This window comes from Lysobacter sp. K5869, assembly GCF_018847975.1.
GTDB lineage: Bacteria > Pseudomonadota > Gammaproteobacteria > Xanthomonadales > Xanthomonadaceae > Lysobacter.
Genome location: NZ_CP072597.1, coordinates 4,187,994 through 4,203,690, shown reverse-complemented (window position 1 = coordinate 4,203,690; position 15,697 = coordinate 4,187,994). Strand labels below are relative to the sequence as shown.

Below are 15,697 nucleotides of genomic sequence, written 5' to 3'. Positions count from 1 at the left end.
TCTCCGCTCCCCGGCCGCCGCCTCAGGCCCGCCGGGTACGGGGCTGTCGCCACCTCGGCACCGCCCGCCCGCTTGGGCAGGCCGGCCTTGCGTTGACACTCATGTAACCGTTTACATATGATGAATAGACGACATTTCCATGCAGGGCAGCGCTTTTAAATGACCGGCCGCGTTGATATCGAGGCACTGATCGATCGGATGACGCTGGAGGAGAAGATCGGTCAGCTGTCGATCCTGGCCGATTCCATCCGCCCCTTCGCTTTCGACGTCAACCCGGATTCGTTCCAGTGGGGGCCCGAGCGCACCCGCGAGTTGATCCGCGCGGGCCAGGTCGGCGCGCTGTTCAACGGCGTGGGCGCGAAAGAAGGCCGCGAACTGCAGCGCATCGCGGTCGAGGAGAGCCGGCTCGGCATTCCGATCCTGCTCGGCGCCGACGTCATCCACGGCATGCGCACCGTGTTCCCGATTCCGCTCGGCGAAGCGGCCAGCTTCGAGCCCGAACTGGCGCAGCGCACCGCGCGCGCGGCGGCAGTGGAAGCGACCCGCGAAGGCCTGCACTGGACCTTCGCGCCGGTGGTCGACATCGCCCGCGATCAGCGCTGGGGCCGCGTCGCCGAAACCACCGGCGAAGACACCGTGCTCGCCTGCGCCTTCGCCCGCGCCCGCGTGCGCGGCTTCCAAGGCCCGGACCTGACCGCCGACGACTCGTTGCTGGCCACGCCCAAGCACTTCGCCGCCTACGGCGCGGTCGGCGCGGGCCTGGACTACAACACCGTCGACCTGTCGCCGCAGACCTTGTTCGACGTGCACCTGCCGCCGTTCAAGGCCGCCATCGAGGCCGGCGCGCTGACGGTGATGAGTTCGTTCAACGACATCAACGGCGTGCCCGCCACCGCCAACCGCGACCTGCTGACCGGCGTGTTGCGCGAACAGTGGGGCTTCGAAGGTTTCGTCGTATCCGACTACACCTCCGATTTCGAGCTGATCGCGCACGGCTACGCCGCCGACGAGAAGCACGCCGCCGAGCTCAGCATCCGCGCCGGCCTGGACATGAGCATGCAAAGCGGCGTGTTCATGGACCATCTGAACGCGCTGGTCGCCGAAGGCAAAGTGTCGGTGGCGACCGTCGACACCGCGGTGCGCCGCATCCTCACGGTCAAGGCGCGCATGGGGTTGTTCGAGAATCCCTACCGCTCCTTGAACGAAGCGCCGCCGGGCCCGGCGCCGTATCTGGCCGCGCACGACGAGCTCGCGCGCGAGGCCGCGCGGCGCAGCGTGGTGATGCTCAAGAACGACAACGGCGTATTGCCGCTGCGCAAGTCGGGCCAGCGCATCGCGCTGATCGGCCCGTTCGCGCGCGACCGCGCCAACCTCGCCGGTTGCTGGAACATCTTCGGCGACCCGTCGCGCGAGATCGATCTGGAAACCGGCCTGCGCGCCGCGCTCGCCGACGGCGATGCGCTGCAGGTGGTCGAGGGCAGCGGCTTCCAGGACGCGATCGACGGCGGCATCGACGCCGCGGTGGCCGCCGCGCGCGGCGCCGACGCGGTGCTGTTGGCGGTCGGCGAACCCAGCGATTTCTCCGGCGAAGCGCAGTCGCGCACCCAGATCGTGTTGCCGGCCGCGCAGCAGGCCTTGGCCGAGGCGGTGATCGCCGCGGGCACGCCGGTGATCGTGCTGCTGCGCTGCGGCCGCGCGCTCGCGCTGGGCTCGCTGGAGCGCGCCGACGCGGTGTTGGTCACCTGGTTCCTCGGCAGCCAGACCGGCCCCGCGATCGCCGATCTGGTGTTCGGCGATCACGGCCCCAGCGGCCGCTTGCCGGTGAGCTTCCCGCGCGACTCGGGGCAGCAGCCGTACTACTACAACCATCCCTCGACCGGGCGGCCGTACATCCCCGGCGGAATGGAAGCGTTCCGCACCAAGTGGCGCGAGACGACTCACGCGGCGCTGTATCCGTTCGGGCACGGCTTGAGCTACGGCCGCATCGAATACGGCGAAGCGCGCCTGGATGCGCCGACGCTGGCTTGGGACGGCGAATTGCGCGCACGGGTGCGGGTCAGCAACATCGGCGAACGCGCGGCCGAGGAAGTGGTGCAGCTGTACGTGCGCGACCGCGTCGCCAGCCGCGTGCGGCCGGTGCGCGAGCTCAAGCGCTTCGCCAAGATCGCCTTGGCGGCGGGCGAGAGCCGCGAGGTCGAGTTCGCGTTGTCGCGCGCCGATCTGGAATTCCGCGGCGTCGACAATCGCAGCGCGGCCGAGCCGGGGCTGTTCGACTTGTGGCTGGCGCCGTCGGCCACGGCCGGGGATGCGGTGCAGTTCGAGTTGCTCGCGGCGCAAGGCTGAGGCCGCGGTGTCGGACGTGTCTGGTCGCGTTCGCGCCCGGCGCGCCCGACGAGCCGCCCGCCGTCGCCCGATTCCGCGCCGCGCGGCCGGAACGATCGTGAAACCGGTCGCACCGGCGCTTCAAGGCCTATACTGACGGCCCGCGCGCGCCATCCCCGCCGCGCCTCTTCGTACCTCGAGCCGCCGCCAGAGGAGTCATCACCCCTCTGCCGGAAGCGCTCGCCGTGGCCCTCGATTTCTCCGCTGTTTTCCCTGTTTCCACCCATTCCGCGCCGCGCCCGCGCGGCCTGCCGCGCGCGCCGCTGGCGCTCGCCCTGACCGGCGCGCTGGCGCTCGCCGCGCCCGTGGCCGTCCGCGCGCAGACGCCCGCGCCCGCCCGCGAGGCGGCGCAAGCGGCTTCCGCCGACCCGACCGATCTGGACACGGTCGAGGTCGTCGCCAACCAACTCGGCACCGTCACCGAAGGCAGCGGCTCCTACACGCCCGGCACCATCGCCACCGCGACCCGGCTGGTGCTGACGCCGCGCCAGACCCCGCAATCGATCAGCGTGATCGGCCGCCAGGAGATGGACGATTTCGGCCTGACCGGCATCGACGACGTTATGCGGGTCACGCCCGGCATCAGCATCGTCACCTACGACAGCGAGCGCACCGAGTACTACGCGCGCGGTTTCTCGGTGCAGAACTTCCAGTACGACGGCATTCCGATGCAGCGCGATTCGGCGTACTCGGCCGGCAACACGCTCAGCGACACCGCGATCTACGACCGCATCGAAGTGCTCAAGGGCGCGACCGGCTTGCTGACCGGCGTCGGCGATCCGGGCGCGACGATCAATCTGATCCGCAAGAAACCCACGCGCCAGTTCCAGGGCCGGCTCGGCCTGGGCGCGGGCTCGTGGGACGAGTACCGCGGCGAAATCGACGTGTCCGGCCCCTTGAGCGAAAGCGGCCGGGTGCGCGGCCGCGCGGTCGCGGTGCGCCAGGACAAGCACAGCTACAGCGACCGCTACCAGCGCAGCACCGACGTGTTCTACGGCATCCTCGAAGCCGACCTCGACGAGAACACGCTGCTCACCGTCGGCGCCGATTACCAGAACAGCGATCCGCGCGGCGCCAGCTGGGGCGGCATTCCGCTGCTCGACGCCGACGGCCGCTTCAACCGCATGCCGCGCTCGTTCAACAACGGCGCCGACTGGAGCCGCTGGCGCCAATACACCCGCACCGGCTTCGCCACGCTCGAACACCGGTTCGGCGACGGCTGGATCGCCAAGCTGCAGCTCAATCATCAGGTCAACGGCTACGACGCCGCGCTCGGCGCGGCCGCGGCCGGAAACCCGGACCCGCGCGACGGCAGCGGCGTGAGCCTGTGGCTGGGCCAGTACGTCGGCAAGACCGCGGCCAACGCCGCCGACGCCTACGTCAGCGGCCGCTTCCAGTGGTTCGGACGCGAACACGAAGTGGTGTTCGGCGCCAGCGCCTCGCGCAAGCGCTGGACCAACACCGGTTATTTCGCGCCGTCCGATTACCCGACCTCGGTAGCGGACTATCGCCGCTGGAACGGCGACATCCCCGAACCGAACTGGCAGCGCGCCTTCGCCAACGACGAGGTGACCCGCGAAAGCGGCGCCTACGCGGTCGGCCGTTTCGATCTGGCCGATCCGCTCAAGCTCATCCTCGGCAGCCGCGTCGCCAACTACAAGAGCGAAAGCATCGACAAGAGCGGCGTGTGGGTGCCGTACGCGGGTCTGGTCTACGACCTCAACGCCTACCTGTCGGCCTACGCCAGCTACAGCACCATCTTCAAGCCGCAAGCCGAGCAGGACGAACGCGGCCGCGCCTTGGACCCGCGCGAAGGCCAGAACTACGAGCTCGGCCTGAAGGGCGAATTCTACGACGGCCGCCTCAACGCCAGCGCCGCGGTGTTCCGCTTGAACCAGGACAATGTCCCCGACCCCAGCGGCGGCCGCACGCCGACCGGCGGCGTCGCGTATCGCGCCTTGCAGGGCGTGCGCACCGAAGGCTACGAACTGGAAATCTCCGGCCAGTTGCTTCCGGGCTGGCAGATTCAGGCGGGCTATGCGCACAAGGTCGCGCGCCAGCGCGGCGAGAAAGTCTCCACGCTCGAGCCGGAAGACCAGTTCAGCGTGCACAGCAGCTACCGCTTCGACGGCGCGCTAAACGGCTGGACGATCGGCGGCGGCGCGCGCTGGCAGGGTCGCACGTTCGGGCCGATCTCCGCGCCGGGCGGCGCCAGCGTCGAGCATCGCACCCAGCCGTACTGGCTGCTCGATGCGATGCTGGGCTATCGCTTCGACGAGAAGCTCTCGGCCACGCTCAACGTCGACAATCTGCTGGACAAGCGCTACTACACGATCTTCAACGTCTACAGCACCTACACCTGGGGCGAGCCGCGCAATGTGCGGGTGGCGCTGACGTACCGGTTCTGAGCGCGGCGCTCAGGCGGACGCGCCGGCCGCGCGCGGTCGCGCGCAACCGCCGGCGCCGTCGCGCGTGCGCGGCGCGTACTCGAAGGCTTCGCCCGCCAGCGGCGGCGTCGCCGCCGGCTGGCGTAGGCCGTGCCAACGCCGTTCGAGCGCGCGGCCCAGCGCCGGCAGGCGCGCTTGGTCGCGCGCAGGGATCAGCAGGGACATGCCGACCGGCAGGCCGTCGGCGGTCGCGCCGGCGGGCACGGTGAGTTCCGGCCAGCCGGCGAGGCTGGCGAGGCTGCCGGGAAAATTGCCGAACAAGCCGCGCGCGTTGACCCGCGCCGGTTCGCCGATGCGTTCGATGCGGCGGGTTTGGGTCGGGAAGATCAACGCGTCCAGGCGTTGCCGCGCCAGCGCGGCGTCCAGCGAGGCGCGAAAGAACCGCAGGCCTTCGTCGCGCGCGGCGCGGTAAACCGGGTCGTCCAGGCCGGGCGCTGCGGCTTCGTCGCGATAACCCCGCAAGCGGCCGGGGTTGGGCGTGGCGTCGGCGGGCGGCGCGGCGGCGAGGCGTTCGGCCAGCGCCAGCAGTTCGGCGTGGCTCTGCGGCGCCGGCGGCGCGAAGGCCGCGCGCAGGTACGCATCGAGGCTGGGCGCCGATTCGTTGCGCACCAAGGCCGCTTGCAATTGCTTCGCGGTCGGCAGCAGCCACGGCGGCAGTTCGATCTCGACCACCTCGGCGCCGGCCGCGCGCGCTTGGGCCAGGGCGTTCGCGACGACCGCATCGACGGCGTCGTCGTCGCCGCTGAAATCCTGGCGCGCGAAGCCCAGGCGGACGCCGCGCAAGGGCGCGTCGTCGGGCGCGCAATCCGGCGCGTCGCGCGCGGGCGATGGCGCCTGCACTACGCGCAACGCCAGCGCCGCGTCCGCGACCGAGCGCGCGAGGATTCCGACCGCATCCAGGCTGGGCGCGGTGGGCTGCACGCCCGTCGTCGGCAGCGCGCCGGTGGCGGGCCGCAGGCCGACCACGCCGTTGCTCGCCGCCGGCCAGCGCACCGAGCCGGTGGTGTCGGTGGCGATGCCCAGCGGCGCGTAGCCCGCGGCCACGCCCGCCGCGGTGCCGCCGGAGGAACCGGCCGGACTGCGGTCGAGCGCATGCGGATTGCGGGTCTGCCCGCCGAGCGAACTCAGCGCGGGGCCGGAGGCGAGTTCGCTGAGATTGGTCTTGGCCAACACGATCGCGCCGGCGGCGCGCAATCGCGCGACGACCGTCGCATCGCCGCGGGGACGCGCGCCCTTGAGACCGTAGAAACCGAGCGTGGTCGGCAGGTCGGCGGTGTCGATGTTGTCCTTCACCAGCACCGGGATGCCGTGCAGCGGCGAACGCGGCCCGCGCGCGCGGCGCTCGGCGTCGAGCCGGCGCGCCTGCGCGAGCGCGTCGGGCGCGACCGAGATCAGCGCGTGCAACTGCGGCTCGTAGGCACGGATGCGCGCCAGCGACAGGCGCACCAGCCGCTGCGAGCTCAGCGCGCCGGCGTCCATCGCGCGTTGCAGGTCGGCGATGCTGGCGGTTTGCAGATCCAGGCGTTCGGCCGGCGCCGTGGGCTCGCGCGCCGACAGCGGGAAAACCGCCGCCAGACCGGCCGTCAGGCAGGCCGTTCGCAGGAGTCCGCGGCGCAGGCCGGCGATGGTGGACGGTGGCGGCGAAGAACGACGGATCATGGCGTTTGGGCTCGTTGGCGGCGTCGGCGGGCCGCGCGGCGCGCGGCGCTCGGCGGGCGCGGCGTGGGCGGCTTTCAACGGATGCCGCGCGACCCCGGCCGGTTTAACCGCGCCGGATCGCCGCAAACCACGGCGCCGCATCCGCCTCGATGAGCTCGCCTCGACAAGCCGGTCTCGACAAGCCGGCATCGATAAGCCGGCATCGATAAGCCATCCCCGATGAGCCCGCGCCGACGCCGCTTGCCGTAGAGTCCCGGCTTTCCCTCGCAACGAGCCGCCGCCCCGTGGACCGCCTCACCGCGATGACCGTGTTCGTCGAAGTCGCCCAGCGCGGCAGCGTCACCGCCGCGGCGCAGGCGCTGGAGATTTCGCGGCCGATGGCCACGCGCTATCTGGCCGAACTGGAGAACTGGCTCGGCGCGCGTTTGTTCCATCGCACCACGCGCCGGATCGCGCTGACCTCGGCCGGCGAAGAAGCCTTGCAGCGCTGCCGGCAGTTGCTGGATCTCGGCGGCGAGTTGCGCGCCGCGGTCGGCGCGCAGGGCGACCCGCGCGAACAAGGGCAGTTGCGGCTGACTTGCAGTTCCTCGTTCGGCCAGAGCCAACTCGCCGCGGCGGTGGCGGCGTACGCGCGCCTGCATCCGGGCGTGCGCATCGACATGCTGTTGCTCGACCGCACCGTCGATCTGGTCGAGGAGCGCATCGATCTGGCGATCCGCATCGCCCACGAACTCGATCCGGGCCTGGTCGCGCGCAAGCTGTCGGTATGCCGCTCGCTGCTGTGCGCCTCGCCGGCGTATCTGCGCGAACGCGGCGCGCCGAAGCGGCCGGAGGATTTGGCCGGGCACGATTGCCTGAGCCACCACTTCGTCGGCAAAACCCGCTGGCGACTGAGCCGCCGCGGCCAAGAGGTCGAGATGCCGGTGCGCGGCGGCTTGGCCAGCAACGACGCGGCCGCGCTGATGGCGGCGGCGCGCGAGGGCATGGGCATCGCCATGCTGCCGACGTACCTGATCGCCGAGGCCTTGCGCGGCGGCGAGTTGAGCGTGGTGCTGCCGGACTGGCAGGTGCCCGAGATGGGCGTGTTCGGCGTCTACGCCAGCCGCCGGCTGATGCCGCCGATCGCGCGCTCGTTCCTGGATTTCCTGGTCGAACGCTTCGGCGCCGCGCCGCCATGGGATCGCGAACCGGCCCGGCCGGCGGGCCGGCGGCGCTGAGCGCGCCGCCGCCGTCGCGAAGCGGGCGCGATTACTTGGCCGCGTCCGGCGCGGGCGCCGGCCACGGCATCTCGCCCTTGATCACCTTGGCGCTGAGTTCCAGCGAGGCCGATTCGCCGAGCTTGGGGTAGGCCGCCTGCATCGCCGCGATCAGCTGCTTGGAGTCGGCGGCCTTGGCGGCCTCGCGCTCGAAGCGTTCGATGTAGGCGGCGGTGGACTTGACCGCGCCGAGCCCCTTCGGAATCGGGCCGAGGTAGTGGCCCGGAATCACCTTGGCCGGCTTCAGCGCCTGGATCTGGCGCAGCGTCTTCAACCAATCCTGGCGCGAGGCCGGGGTCTGCGTATCGGCCATGAACACGTGGCCGCCGCTGGACACGACCACGCCGCCGGCGACGATCTTGAGCGAGGGAATCCACACATAGGTGCGGGCCGGATCGGGGCCGCGCAGGCCTTGGATCTTCAGCGCGCGGCCTTCGATCTCGAGCGTGTCGCCTTGCAGCGCCTCGGGCAGCACCAACTGCTTGGGCGCGTTGTCCTTGAGCACCGGGCCCCAATAGGCCAGCTTGCCGTCCATGGTCTTGGCGATCGCCGCCACCGTCTGCGGGGTGGCGAGGATGCGCGCGTCGGGGAAGGCGGCGCGGATCGTGTCGAGGCCGAAGTAGTAATCCGGATCGCTCTGGCTGATGTAGACGGCGCTGAGCTTCTTGCCGGTGGCGCGGATCTTCTCGACCAGCGCCTGTGCGTCGGCGCGTTGGAACTGGGCGTCGATCAGCACCACCTCGCGCTCGCCGATCACCAGTTCCGAGGAAACCGGGAACACGCCTTTTTCGCCGGGGTTGTAGACCTCCACGCGCAACGGCGCGGCGGCCGCGGCGGGGCCGGCGAAGGCGGCGGCGACGCCGGCGGCGAGCAACAGGCGCAGGACGGGGGAGACGGACATGGGCGGGCTTCCTGACGGCGGGGACGGCATCAGGCTAGGCCGGTCGCGGCCGCGGAACCAGCCTTCGCGGCGAACAGGTTTGTTGCGCGATCCGGTCGAATCGGCGGGCGCTTATTCCAACACTGGCCGGAAGAAGCTGCGCTCGTAGCTGAGAAAGCAGCCGGTGGCCTCGGCGTAGGCGAACAAGGCTTGGCAATCGGCGTCTGCGCGCGAGCGTTCGCGGTAGCGCTCGTATTCGGCCAGGCTGGGGAAGGAGAACAGCGCCAGGGCGATGTTGTTGGCGCCTTCGCCGGGCAGGAAATAACCGTGATGGGTGCCGCCGAAGCGGGCGACCAGCGGAATCCACTGGCGCGCGTAGTGCTCGAACTGGTCGAGCTTGGCCGGGTCGAGCACGTAACGCAGATAGCAAGTGATCATGGGCGCATCGCGATGGGAGGATGCCGCGATGATAGGGCCATCGTGCGCGCGTGCGTGGCCTAGGCCGCGGGCGCTACGCGTCGGCGGCATCCGCGGCGCGAGAGGGTTTCAGGCGCCGGGCCGGGCCGCGTCGAGCGCCATCGCCCGGATCAGGCTGGCCGGGCGCATGTCGGTCCAGCTCGCCTCGATGTAGCCCAAACATTCCTGGCGCGCGCCGGGGCCGTGCACGGCGCGCCAGCCGGCCGGGATCTCGGCGAACTGCGGCCACAGCGAGTGCTGGTTCTCGTCGTTGACCAGGACCAGGAAGATGCCGTTGGCGTCGTCGAAGGGATTGCTCATGGCGGTCGCTCCTGCGTGTGCGGCGGATGATGCCGGCCGAATGTGACGGGACGGCCGCGGCCGGCCGCCCGGCTTGCGCCGCGCGAGCCGCCACCGCGGGCGCGCGGGCGGATCAGTCGGCGGCGACCGCGGCTTCGGCGGCGGGGCTGCTCAGCGCCGGGCGCCGGAACTGACGCTCGACCAGACGTGCGTAATGCGGGTGAGTGGCGAGCAGCTCGACGTGGCTGCCCATGCCGGAGATGCGGCCGGCGTCGAGGAAGCAGATGCGGTCGGCGTGCATCACCGTGGACAGGCGGTGGGCGACGATGATGTTGGTGCGGCCGCGCATCAGCTCGTCCAGCGCCAGCTTCACCTGATGCTCGGTCTCGCTGTCGAGCGCGGAGGTGGCTTCGTCGAGGATCAGGATGTCCGGATCGCGCAGGAACATGCGGGCGATGGCGATGCGCTGGCGCTGGCCGCCGGACAAGTTGTTGCCTTGCTCGATCAGCACCGTGTCGAAGCCTTGCGGCATCTTGTCGATGAAGTCGAGCGCGCCGGCGCGGCGCGCGGCCGAGCGCAATTGTTCGTCGCTGAACTCGCCATCCAGGCCGTAGGCGATGTTGTCGCGCACCGTGCCCGGCATCACCGGCGCGCTCTGGGCGACGTAACCGATGCTGCCGCGCCACTGGCGCAGATCGAACTCGCCGATGGGCCGGCCGCCGTAGAGGATGCGGCCCTGGCTGGGTTGGTAGAAACGCTCGATCAGCGACAGCAAGGTGGTCTTGCCGCTGCCGCTGGTGCCGACCAGGGCGACGCTCTGGCCCGGCTCGAAACGCAGGTCGATGCCGCGCAGCACGGCCGCGTCGCGACCGGCGTAGGCGAAGGAAACGTCCTGAAATTCGAGGGTCTGGCCTGGCGCGCGCTCGGCCGTGCCGGGCCGCGGCTCTTCCTCGTCCTCGAGCAGAATCGCCGCGATCCGCGCCGAGGCGCCCTTGGCTTTCTGCAGTTCGGCGGTGAAGTGGGTCAGCTGCATCAACGGCGTGGCGACGTTGAAGATGTAGAGGATGAAGGCGGTCAGGGTGCCGACGGTGATCTCGCCGGCGGAGACGCGCGCGGCGCCGTAGACCAGGATGACGATGATCGCCAGGGTCATCGCCAGGCTCATCAGCGGTTCCAGCAGCACGTTGACCCGCGCCACGCGTAGGCCGAGCCGCATGAGCCCGTCGATTTCCTCGCGGCTGCGCTCGCGCTCGCGCGGCTCGGCGGTGAAGGCCTTGACCAGACGGATCTCCTGGAAGATGTGGGTGAGGATGCCGCTGAAGCGCGCGGTGCGGTCCTGGATGCGGCGCGACAGGCCGTCGAGCAGGAAGGCGATGGGGACCATCAAGGCGAAGGCGCCGCCGATCGAGCCGATCAGGGTCAAGGTCAGGCGCACGTCGAGCAGCAACAGCACCACGATCGAACCGATCAGCAGCAGCAAGCCGGTGAGCAGATTGACGGTCTGGCGCGCGATCAGTTCGGAAATGGACTCGCAGTCGCGCACCACCCGGCTCACGCGTTCGCCGCTGCTTTCGCTGTCGAACGAGGCCACCGGCAAGCGCAGCAGTTTGTCGACCAGGGTTTGGCGCAGGCGCGCGACCAGTCGATAGCCCACCCGCGCGAGCAGATAGGCCGAGGCCGCGTTGAGCAGCGCCGCGCCGGCGAGGATCGCGACCAGTCCGGCCATCGGCCACAGGTCGAGGTCGCCGCGGCCGAAGCCGTCGATCAGGTGCTTGGTCTGGATCGGGAACCACAAGGTGCCGGCGACCGAGGCCATCGCCGCCAGCGCGGCGGCCGCCAGCGCGAACGGCGACGGCCGGCCGGTGCGGATCAAGCGCCAAAGATCGCGGGTGGACGAAGGACTGCGCATGCGGACTCCGGGAATGCGTGGCGTGGGCGAGGCGTGGGATGCGGCGGCCGAACGGAAGACAGGCGCGGCGGTGGGCGGCACGAACGCTACCGCGCCGCGCACGGCGGGGGGCGGCGCTGCGTGCGCGCGCCGATGTCGGAGCGATGCGGCGATGGCGTCGTCGCGGAGCCCTCGCGGCGGCGCAGGCGTGGTTCCGGCCGCTGCGGCGGCGCGGCGCCGGCGGATCAGTCCCGACGGCGCTCGCAGCCAGCGTCGTGCGCGCGGCTCGGAACGTATGCGTGAGGCGGCGGTGTGGAGACGATGCGGACCTGTGCAGTGCGAACTTCGTTGAAAGTGTTCAAACGGCCGACTCCGTCTCAGTTCAAATTTGGCGCCGGCGTCGGTCTTGGGTTTCTACGTCGACTGCGCGATGGGCCGCGGCATGAGGATTCGTTCCGTTCGCGCCGATGCGGCGTGCGCGCTTCGGCTTCGATGTGCGCACAAAATTGTCAAGACAGTGTTACGTCCTGTTGTCGGCGCGGTCAACGGAAGACTCGCGCGCCCGATCAAAGTAGCGATGCGCTTCGCATCGGCGCGCGCGATGCATCACAAATACCCGGGTCGCTTGCAGCGAATCCGCAATTCACGGACAAGTCCAGACATTCGGTTGCGCGATGGAATCGGCGGCGATTGCGCTGATTCGTATCCACGCGCGCGTAAGCGTCCGCACGGCGCGCAGGCGATGCGAATTTTGCGACGCGCTTAACGTCGCGGACGCGGCGAGTAGGTGACGAAAAGGTGAAAGCGCGCGGAAAGGGCGCCACCGCCGCATCCGTCCCGCCGCGGCGGGACGGATGCGCCGTTCACAGCGCTTGCAGTTCCGGCTGCTGATTGCGCGCGTCTTTCGCCGGCGGGGCCGAGCGCGTCGGCGGCGGGTCGGACGGTTGCGGCGGCTGCGCGCCGGGGACCGGCACTTCCAGATAAGGAAGCTTCAAGGTCTCGCTCGTCATGCGCCGTATCCGGTTGGTCAACGCCGGGCTGTCGTTGAGCTTTTGTCCGTACGAAGGAACGATTTGCCGAAGCGTCTCGCCCCAGCCCGCGGCGATCTGCTGCGGGAAGGCCTTGGCCATCAGGTCGAGCATGATCGGCGGCGAGGTCGAGGCGCCCGGCGACGCGCCGAGCAGCGCGGCGATGCTGCGGTCTTTATCGATGACGATCTCAGTGCCGAACTGCAGCACCGGCCCCTTGACCGGATCGCGCTTGATCACCTGCACGCGCTGGCCGGCGGTGACCAGCGTCCAGTCGCCGCGCTTGGCCGTGGGGAAATACTTCAGCAGCTCGGCTTGCCGGTCGTCGTCGTTCAATTGCGCCTGACTCATCAGGTACTTGACCAAATCCAGGTTCTCGGCGCCGACGCTGAGCATCTCGACGACGTTGTCGTGATTGACCGAGGAGTACAGGTCGAACCACGACCCGTGCTTGAGGAACTTGGAGCTGTACAGCGCGAACGGGCCGAACAGGATCACCGGCTTGCCGTCGAGCTTGCGCGCATCCAGATGCGGCACCGACATCGGCGGCGAACCGGTTTCGGCCATGCCGTAGGCCTTGACCCGATGGCGCTCGGCGATGGCCGGCGCGGTGAAGGCGAGGAACTGGCCGCCGACCGGGAAGCCGGCGTAGTTCTCCGCCTCGGGAATGCCCGAGAGCTGCAACAGCTTGAGCGCGGCGCCGCCGGCGCCGATGAAGACGAAGCGGCTCTTGACCGAGGTTTCCTTGCCCGACTTCAGATCCTTGACGGTGACGTTCCAGGTCTTGTCGTCGTTGCGGCGCAGCGCGGTGACTTCGTGGCCCAGGTGCAGGCCGAAGTTCGCGCTGCGCTGCAAGCCTTGGGTGAGCTGGCGGGTGATGACGCCGAAGTTGACGTCGGTGCCCAGCGGCATGTAAGTCGCGGCGACATGCTGCTTGGGATCGCGGCCTTCCATCAGCAACGGCGCCCAATGCTTGATCTGCGCGGCGTCGTCGGAGAACTGCATGCCGTAGAACAGCGGGTTCTTGACCAAGGCGTCGCGGCGCTTGCGCAGGTATTCGATGTTGTCTTCGCCCCAAACGAAGCTCATGTGCGGGGTCGGATTGATGAAGTCGCTGGGCGGGCCGAGCCGGCCCTCGCGCACCTGATGCGACCAGAACTGGCGCGACACCTCGAACTGCTCGGCGATCTCCACCGCGCGCTTGGTTTCCACGCTGCCGTCGGGCAGTTGCGGGGTGTAGTTGAGTTCGGCGAAACCCGAGTGGCCGGTGCCGGCGTTGTTCCAGCCGTCGGAGCTTTCCTCGGCGACGCCGTCGCGGCGCTCGTACATCTGCAGCGTCCAGTCCGGTTGCAGTTCCTGCAAATAGGTGGCCAGGGTGACGCTCATGATGCCGGCGCCGACGAGTACGACATCGACCGGCTTGTCGTTGTCGGCGGGCGGCACCGAACGCTGGTAGAGCGGCCAGTACAGGAACAGCACGCCGCCGACGGCGAACGCGACGATCAGCAGCAATAAGGTCTTGCGGAATTTTTTCATGAGCGTGGGAAGGCGCGGGGAGGGAGGAAGGCGGCGCGGCCGGCCGCTGCGCTCGTTCTTGATCCTTGCGCCGTCACGGTTGCGTGAAACCGGCGCCGGCCGTGCGGTTCGGGCCGGAAGCCTTTGCGCCGGCGGCTCGGCCGGCGCGAACGGTGCGCCGTTTCTACAAGCCGGCGGAGCGTGCCGCGGGGCATGGTGCGGTCCTGTCCATCGCTGCGAATTCCTCATGGCCGCTTGCTTCAAAACGCTCTACGCGCCCGCGTTCTTCTTCGTCTTTCTCGGTGCCGCGGTATACGCCGTTGGCGGCCTGGGCTGGCCGCCGCTGTGGGCGTTGCCGCCTTTGCTGCTGCTCTCTCTGGCCGTGTCTTTCCTCAGCGAACGCGCGGCGCCGTATCGGCGCGAATGGAACCGCGGCGAAGGCGAGCGGGGGCGCGATGCGGTCCATTTCGTCGTCAACGAGCTCTCCAACGCGGCCGGGCTGGCGCTGTTGCCCGTGGCCGCGGCGTGGCGGCCGTGGCCGGCGCTGTGGCCGCAATCCTGGCCGTTGGCGCTGCAGGTCGCTGCGGCGATCCTGATCGCCGATCTGGGACTAACGCTGGCGCACTACGCCAGCCATCGCTGGCCGCTGCTGTGGCGCTTTCACGCGGTCCACCACAGCGTGAAGCGCATGTACGGCTTCAACGGTCTGATGAAGCATCCTGCGCATCAGCTGATCGAAGCGCTCGCGGGCGTCGGGCCGCTGATCGTATTGGGATTGCCGGTGGAGGCGACCTGCGTGCTGGCCTTCGCCATCGCGATCCAGCTGCAACTGCAGCACTCCAACGTGGATATGCGCATCGGGCCGTTGCGGCATGTGTTCGCGTGGGCGCCGGTGCATCGCTTGCATCACCTGCGCTACGGCCGTGCGGGCGACGTCAATTTCGCCTTGTTCTTCAGCTTTTGGGATCGGTTGCTGGGCACTGCGCTGGATGCGCCGGGCTATCGCATCGGCAGCGAGGATCTGGGCATCGGCGGCCGCCCGGACTATCCGCAGGACTATGCCGGCCAACTGTTGGAACCGTTTCGGGCGCAATCCGATGGGCCTACACCGGCGTTGCCGCCGCAGTTGAGCGCGGCGATCGCGGCCGCGCGGGCTCAGGCTTGAAGCCGCATCCCGCGGACGAGGTCGACGCCGCGCACGCCGAAGAATTGACGGAACGCGCGCGACAGGTGCGCCGAGTCGGTGAACCCGGCGGCGTGCGCGGCGAGAGTGAGATTGCGTTCGCGCAAGGCTTCGGCCGCGGCCAGACGCAGGCGCCGCCACAGGATCAGACGCCGGATCGACAGATTGAGCTGCGCGCCGAACAGACGCTCCAACTGGCTCAGCGACAGCTGCACGCCGGCGGCGAGGGAGGCGGCGGGGATCTTGTCGGCGAGCATGCCGTCGATGCGCTGCAGGCATTCGCTCACGCGCGGGTCCACGGGGTGCGGACGCCGACATGCGGCCGCGGCCCGGAGCAGCGCCTCGGGTTCCGCCGGCGCATGCGTCATCGCTTCGCGCAGTTCCGCGAGGTCGAAGCTCATCGGCTCGGCGAACAGCATGAAGCAAGGCGCGTCGCCGGCTTGCAGCGCGTGCTCGCATTGCGAACCGATCGCCAGCACGGATTCGCGCAGCCAGCGTTCGCCGATCCGCGCCGAGACCGTGCCGCGCGGCGCGCGCACGATCTGGTGGCAATAGTGCCGGTGCGCCCGCGCATCGCCCGGCACGGCGTGCACGAGGGCGAATTCTTCGGCGATGCGGATGGTTCCGGTCCAGGGCGGCATGCGGGCGTGGGCGTGCGGCGGCGCTGTGTTCTAACACATCCGCGGCCGGCGTTGCCGGTCGC

General features: G+C 69.8%; 11 protein-coding genes. 4 read left to right on the top strand and 7 right to left on the bottom strand.

Translation table 11 applies throughout. The annotated features are described in order from the left end of the window. The first annotated feature begins 159 nt into the window (after positions 1-159). A complete protein-coding gene (bglX, locus tag J5226_RS17640; RefSeq protein WP_215835730.1) occupies positions 160-2,343 on the top strand; it encodes a beta-glucosidase BglX in 2,184 nt (727 codons plus the stop codon). Positions 2,344-2,567: 224 nt separating this feature from the next. Continuing rightward, positions 2,568-4,790, top strand: coding sequence for a TonB-dependent siderophore receptor (locus J5226_RS17635; RefSeq protein ID WP_255322837.1), 2,223 nt, complete (start codon positions 2,568-2,570; stop codon positions 4,788-4,790). Positions 4,791-4,799: 9 nt separating this feature from the next. Here the strand turns inward: J5226_RS17635 and J5226_RS17630 are convergent, their stop codons facing one another. Next, positions 4,800-6,488: an amidase family protein gene (locus J5226_RS17630; RefSeq protein ID WP_215835729.1), complete on the bottom strand. Its 1,689-nt coding sequence runs from the start codon at positions 6,486-6,488 to the stop codon at positions 4,800-4,802. Between the two features lie 284 nt (positions 6,489-6,772). Between J5226_RS17630 and J5226_RS17625 the strand changes: the two genes are divergently transcribed. Next, the gene (locus tag J5226_RS17625; protein WP_215835728.1) at positions 6,773-7,705 is read left to right on the top strand and encodes a LysR family transcriptional regulator; all 933 of its coding nucleotides are present in this window, start codon (positions 6,773-6,775) and stop codon (positions 7,703-7,705) included. A 31-nt stretch (positions 7,706-7,736) separates the two neighbouring features. Here J5226_RS17625 and J5226_RS17620 read toward each other — a convergent pair whose 3' ends face one another. From J5226_RS17620 to mqo, 5 genes are all read right to left on the bottom strand, one after another. Then, positions 7,737-8,645, bottom strand: a complete 909-nt coding sequence (locus tag J5226_RS17620; protein WP_215835727.1) for an MBL fold metallo-hydrolase — start codon at positions 8,643-8,645, stop codon at positions 7,737-7,739. Positions 8,646-8,756: 111 nt separating this feature from the next. Continuing rightward, entirely contained in the window at positions 8,757-9,062 is a 306-nt protein-coding gene (locus tag J5226_RS17615) for an NIPSNAP family protein (RefSeq protein WP_215835726.1), read from the bottom strand. A gap of 108 nt (positions 9,063-9,170) precedes the next feature. Continuing rightward, complete coding sequence (locus J5226_RS17610; RefSeq protein ID WP_215835725.1) at positions 9,171-9,401, bottom strand: MbtH family protein; 231 nt, start codon at positions 9,399-9,401, stop codon at positions 9,171-9,173. A gap of 112 nt (positions 9,402-9,513) precedes the next feature. Beyond that, entirely contained in the window at positions 9,514-11,289 is a 1,776-nt protein-coding gene (locus tag J5226_RS17605) for an ABC transporter ATP-binding protein (RefSeq protein ID WP_215835724.1), read from the bottom strand. Positions 11,290-12,131: 842 nt separating this feature from the next. Beyond that, a complete protein-coding gene (gene mqo / locus J5226_RS17600) occupies positions 12,132-13,832 on the bottom strand; it encodes a malate dehydrogenase (quinone) (protein ID WP_215835723.1) in 1,701 nt (566 codons plus the stop codon). On the opposite strand from mqo, the gene J5226_RS17595 reads away from it, so the two are divergent. After that, the gene (locus J5226_RS17595) at positions 13,831-14,976 is read left to right on the top strand and encodes a sterol desaturase family protein (protein WP_255322836.1); all 1,146 of its coding nucleotides are present in this window, start codon (positions 13,831-13,833) and stop codon (positions 14,974-14,976) included. The two genes, mqo and J5226_RS17595, sit on opposite strands and share 2 nt — an antisense overlap. On the opposite strand, the gene J5226_RS17590 is transcribed toward J5226_RS17595, so the two are convergent. Next, positions 14,967-15,635, bottom strand: a complete 669-nt coding sequence (locus J5226_RS17590) for an AraC family transcriptional regulator (RefSeq protein ID WP_215835722.1) — start codon at positions 15,633-15,635, stop codon at positions 14,967-14,969. The two genes, J5226_RS17595 and J5226_RS17590, sit on opposite strands and share 10 nt — an antisense overlap. Positions 15,636-15,697 lie beyond the last annotated feature (62 nt).

What these genes read in the sequence shown, in the direction of transcription:
- bglX (WP_215835730.1), top strand. Translation starts at nt 160, where the DNA reads ATGACCGGCCGCGTTGATATCGAGGCACTGATCGATCGGATGACGCTG.
- J5226_RS17630 (WP_215835729.1), bottom strand. Translation starts at nt 6,488, where the DNA reads ATGATCCGTCGTTCTTCGCCGCCACCGTCCACCATCGCCGGCCTGCGC.
- J5226_RS17620 (WP_215835727.1), bottom strand. Translation starts at nt 8,645, where the DNA reads ATGTCCGTCTCCCCCGTCCTGCGCCTGTTGCTCGCCGCCGGCGTCGCC.
- J5226_RS17615 (WP_215835726.1), bottom strand. Translation starts at nt 9,062, where the DNA reads ATGATCACTTGCTATCTGCGTTACGTGCTCGACCCGGCCAAGCTCGAC.
- J5226_RS17610 (WP_215835725.1), bottom strand. Translation starts at nt 9,401, where the DNA reads ATGAGCAATCCCTTCGACGACGCCAACGGCATCTTCCTGGTCCTGGTC.
- J5226_RS17605 (WP_215835724.1), bottom strand. Translation starts at nt 11,289, where the DNA reads ATGCGCAGTCCTTCGTCCACCCGCGATCTTTGGCGCTTGATCCGCACC.
- J5226_RS17595 (WP_255322836.1), top strand. Translation starts at nt 13,831, where the DNA reads ATGAGCGTGGGAAGGCGCGGGGAGGGAGGAAGGCGGCGCGGCCGGCCG.
- mqo (WP_215835723.1), bottom strand. Translation starts at nt 13,832, where the DNA reads ATGAAAAAATTCCGCAAGACCTTATTGCTGCTGATCGTCGCGTTCGCC.
- J5226_RS17590 (WP_215835722.1), bottom strand. Translation starts at nt 15,635, where the DNA reads ATGCCGCCCTGGACCGGAACCATCCGCATCGCCGAAGAATTCGCCCTC.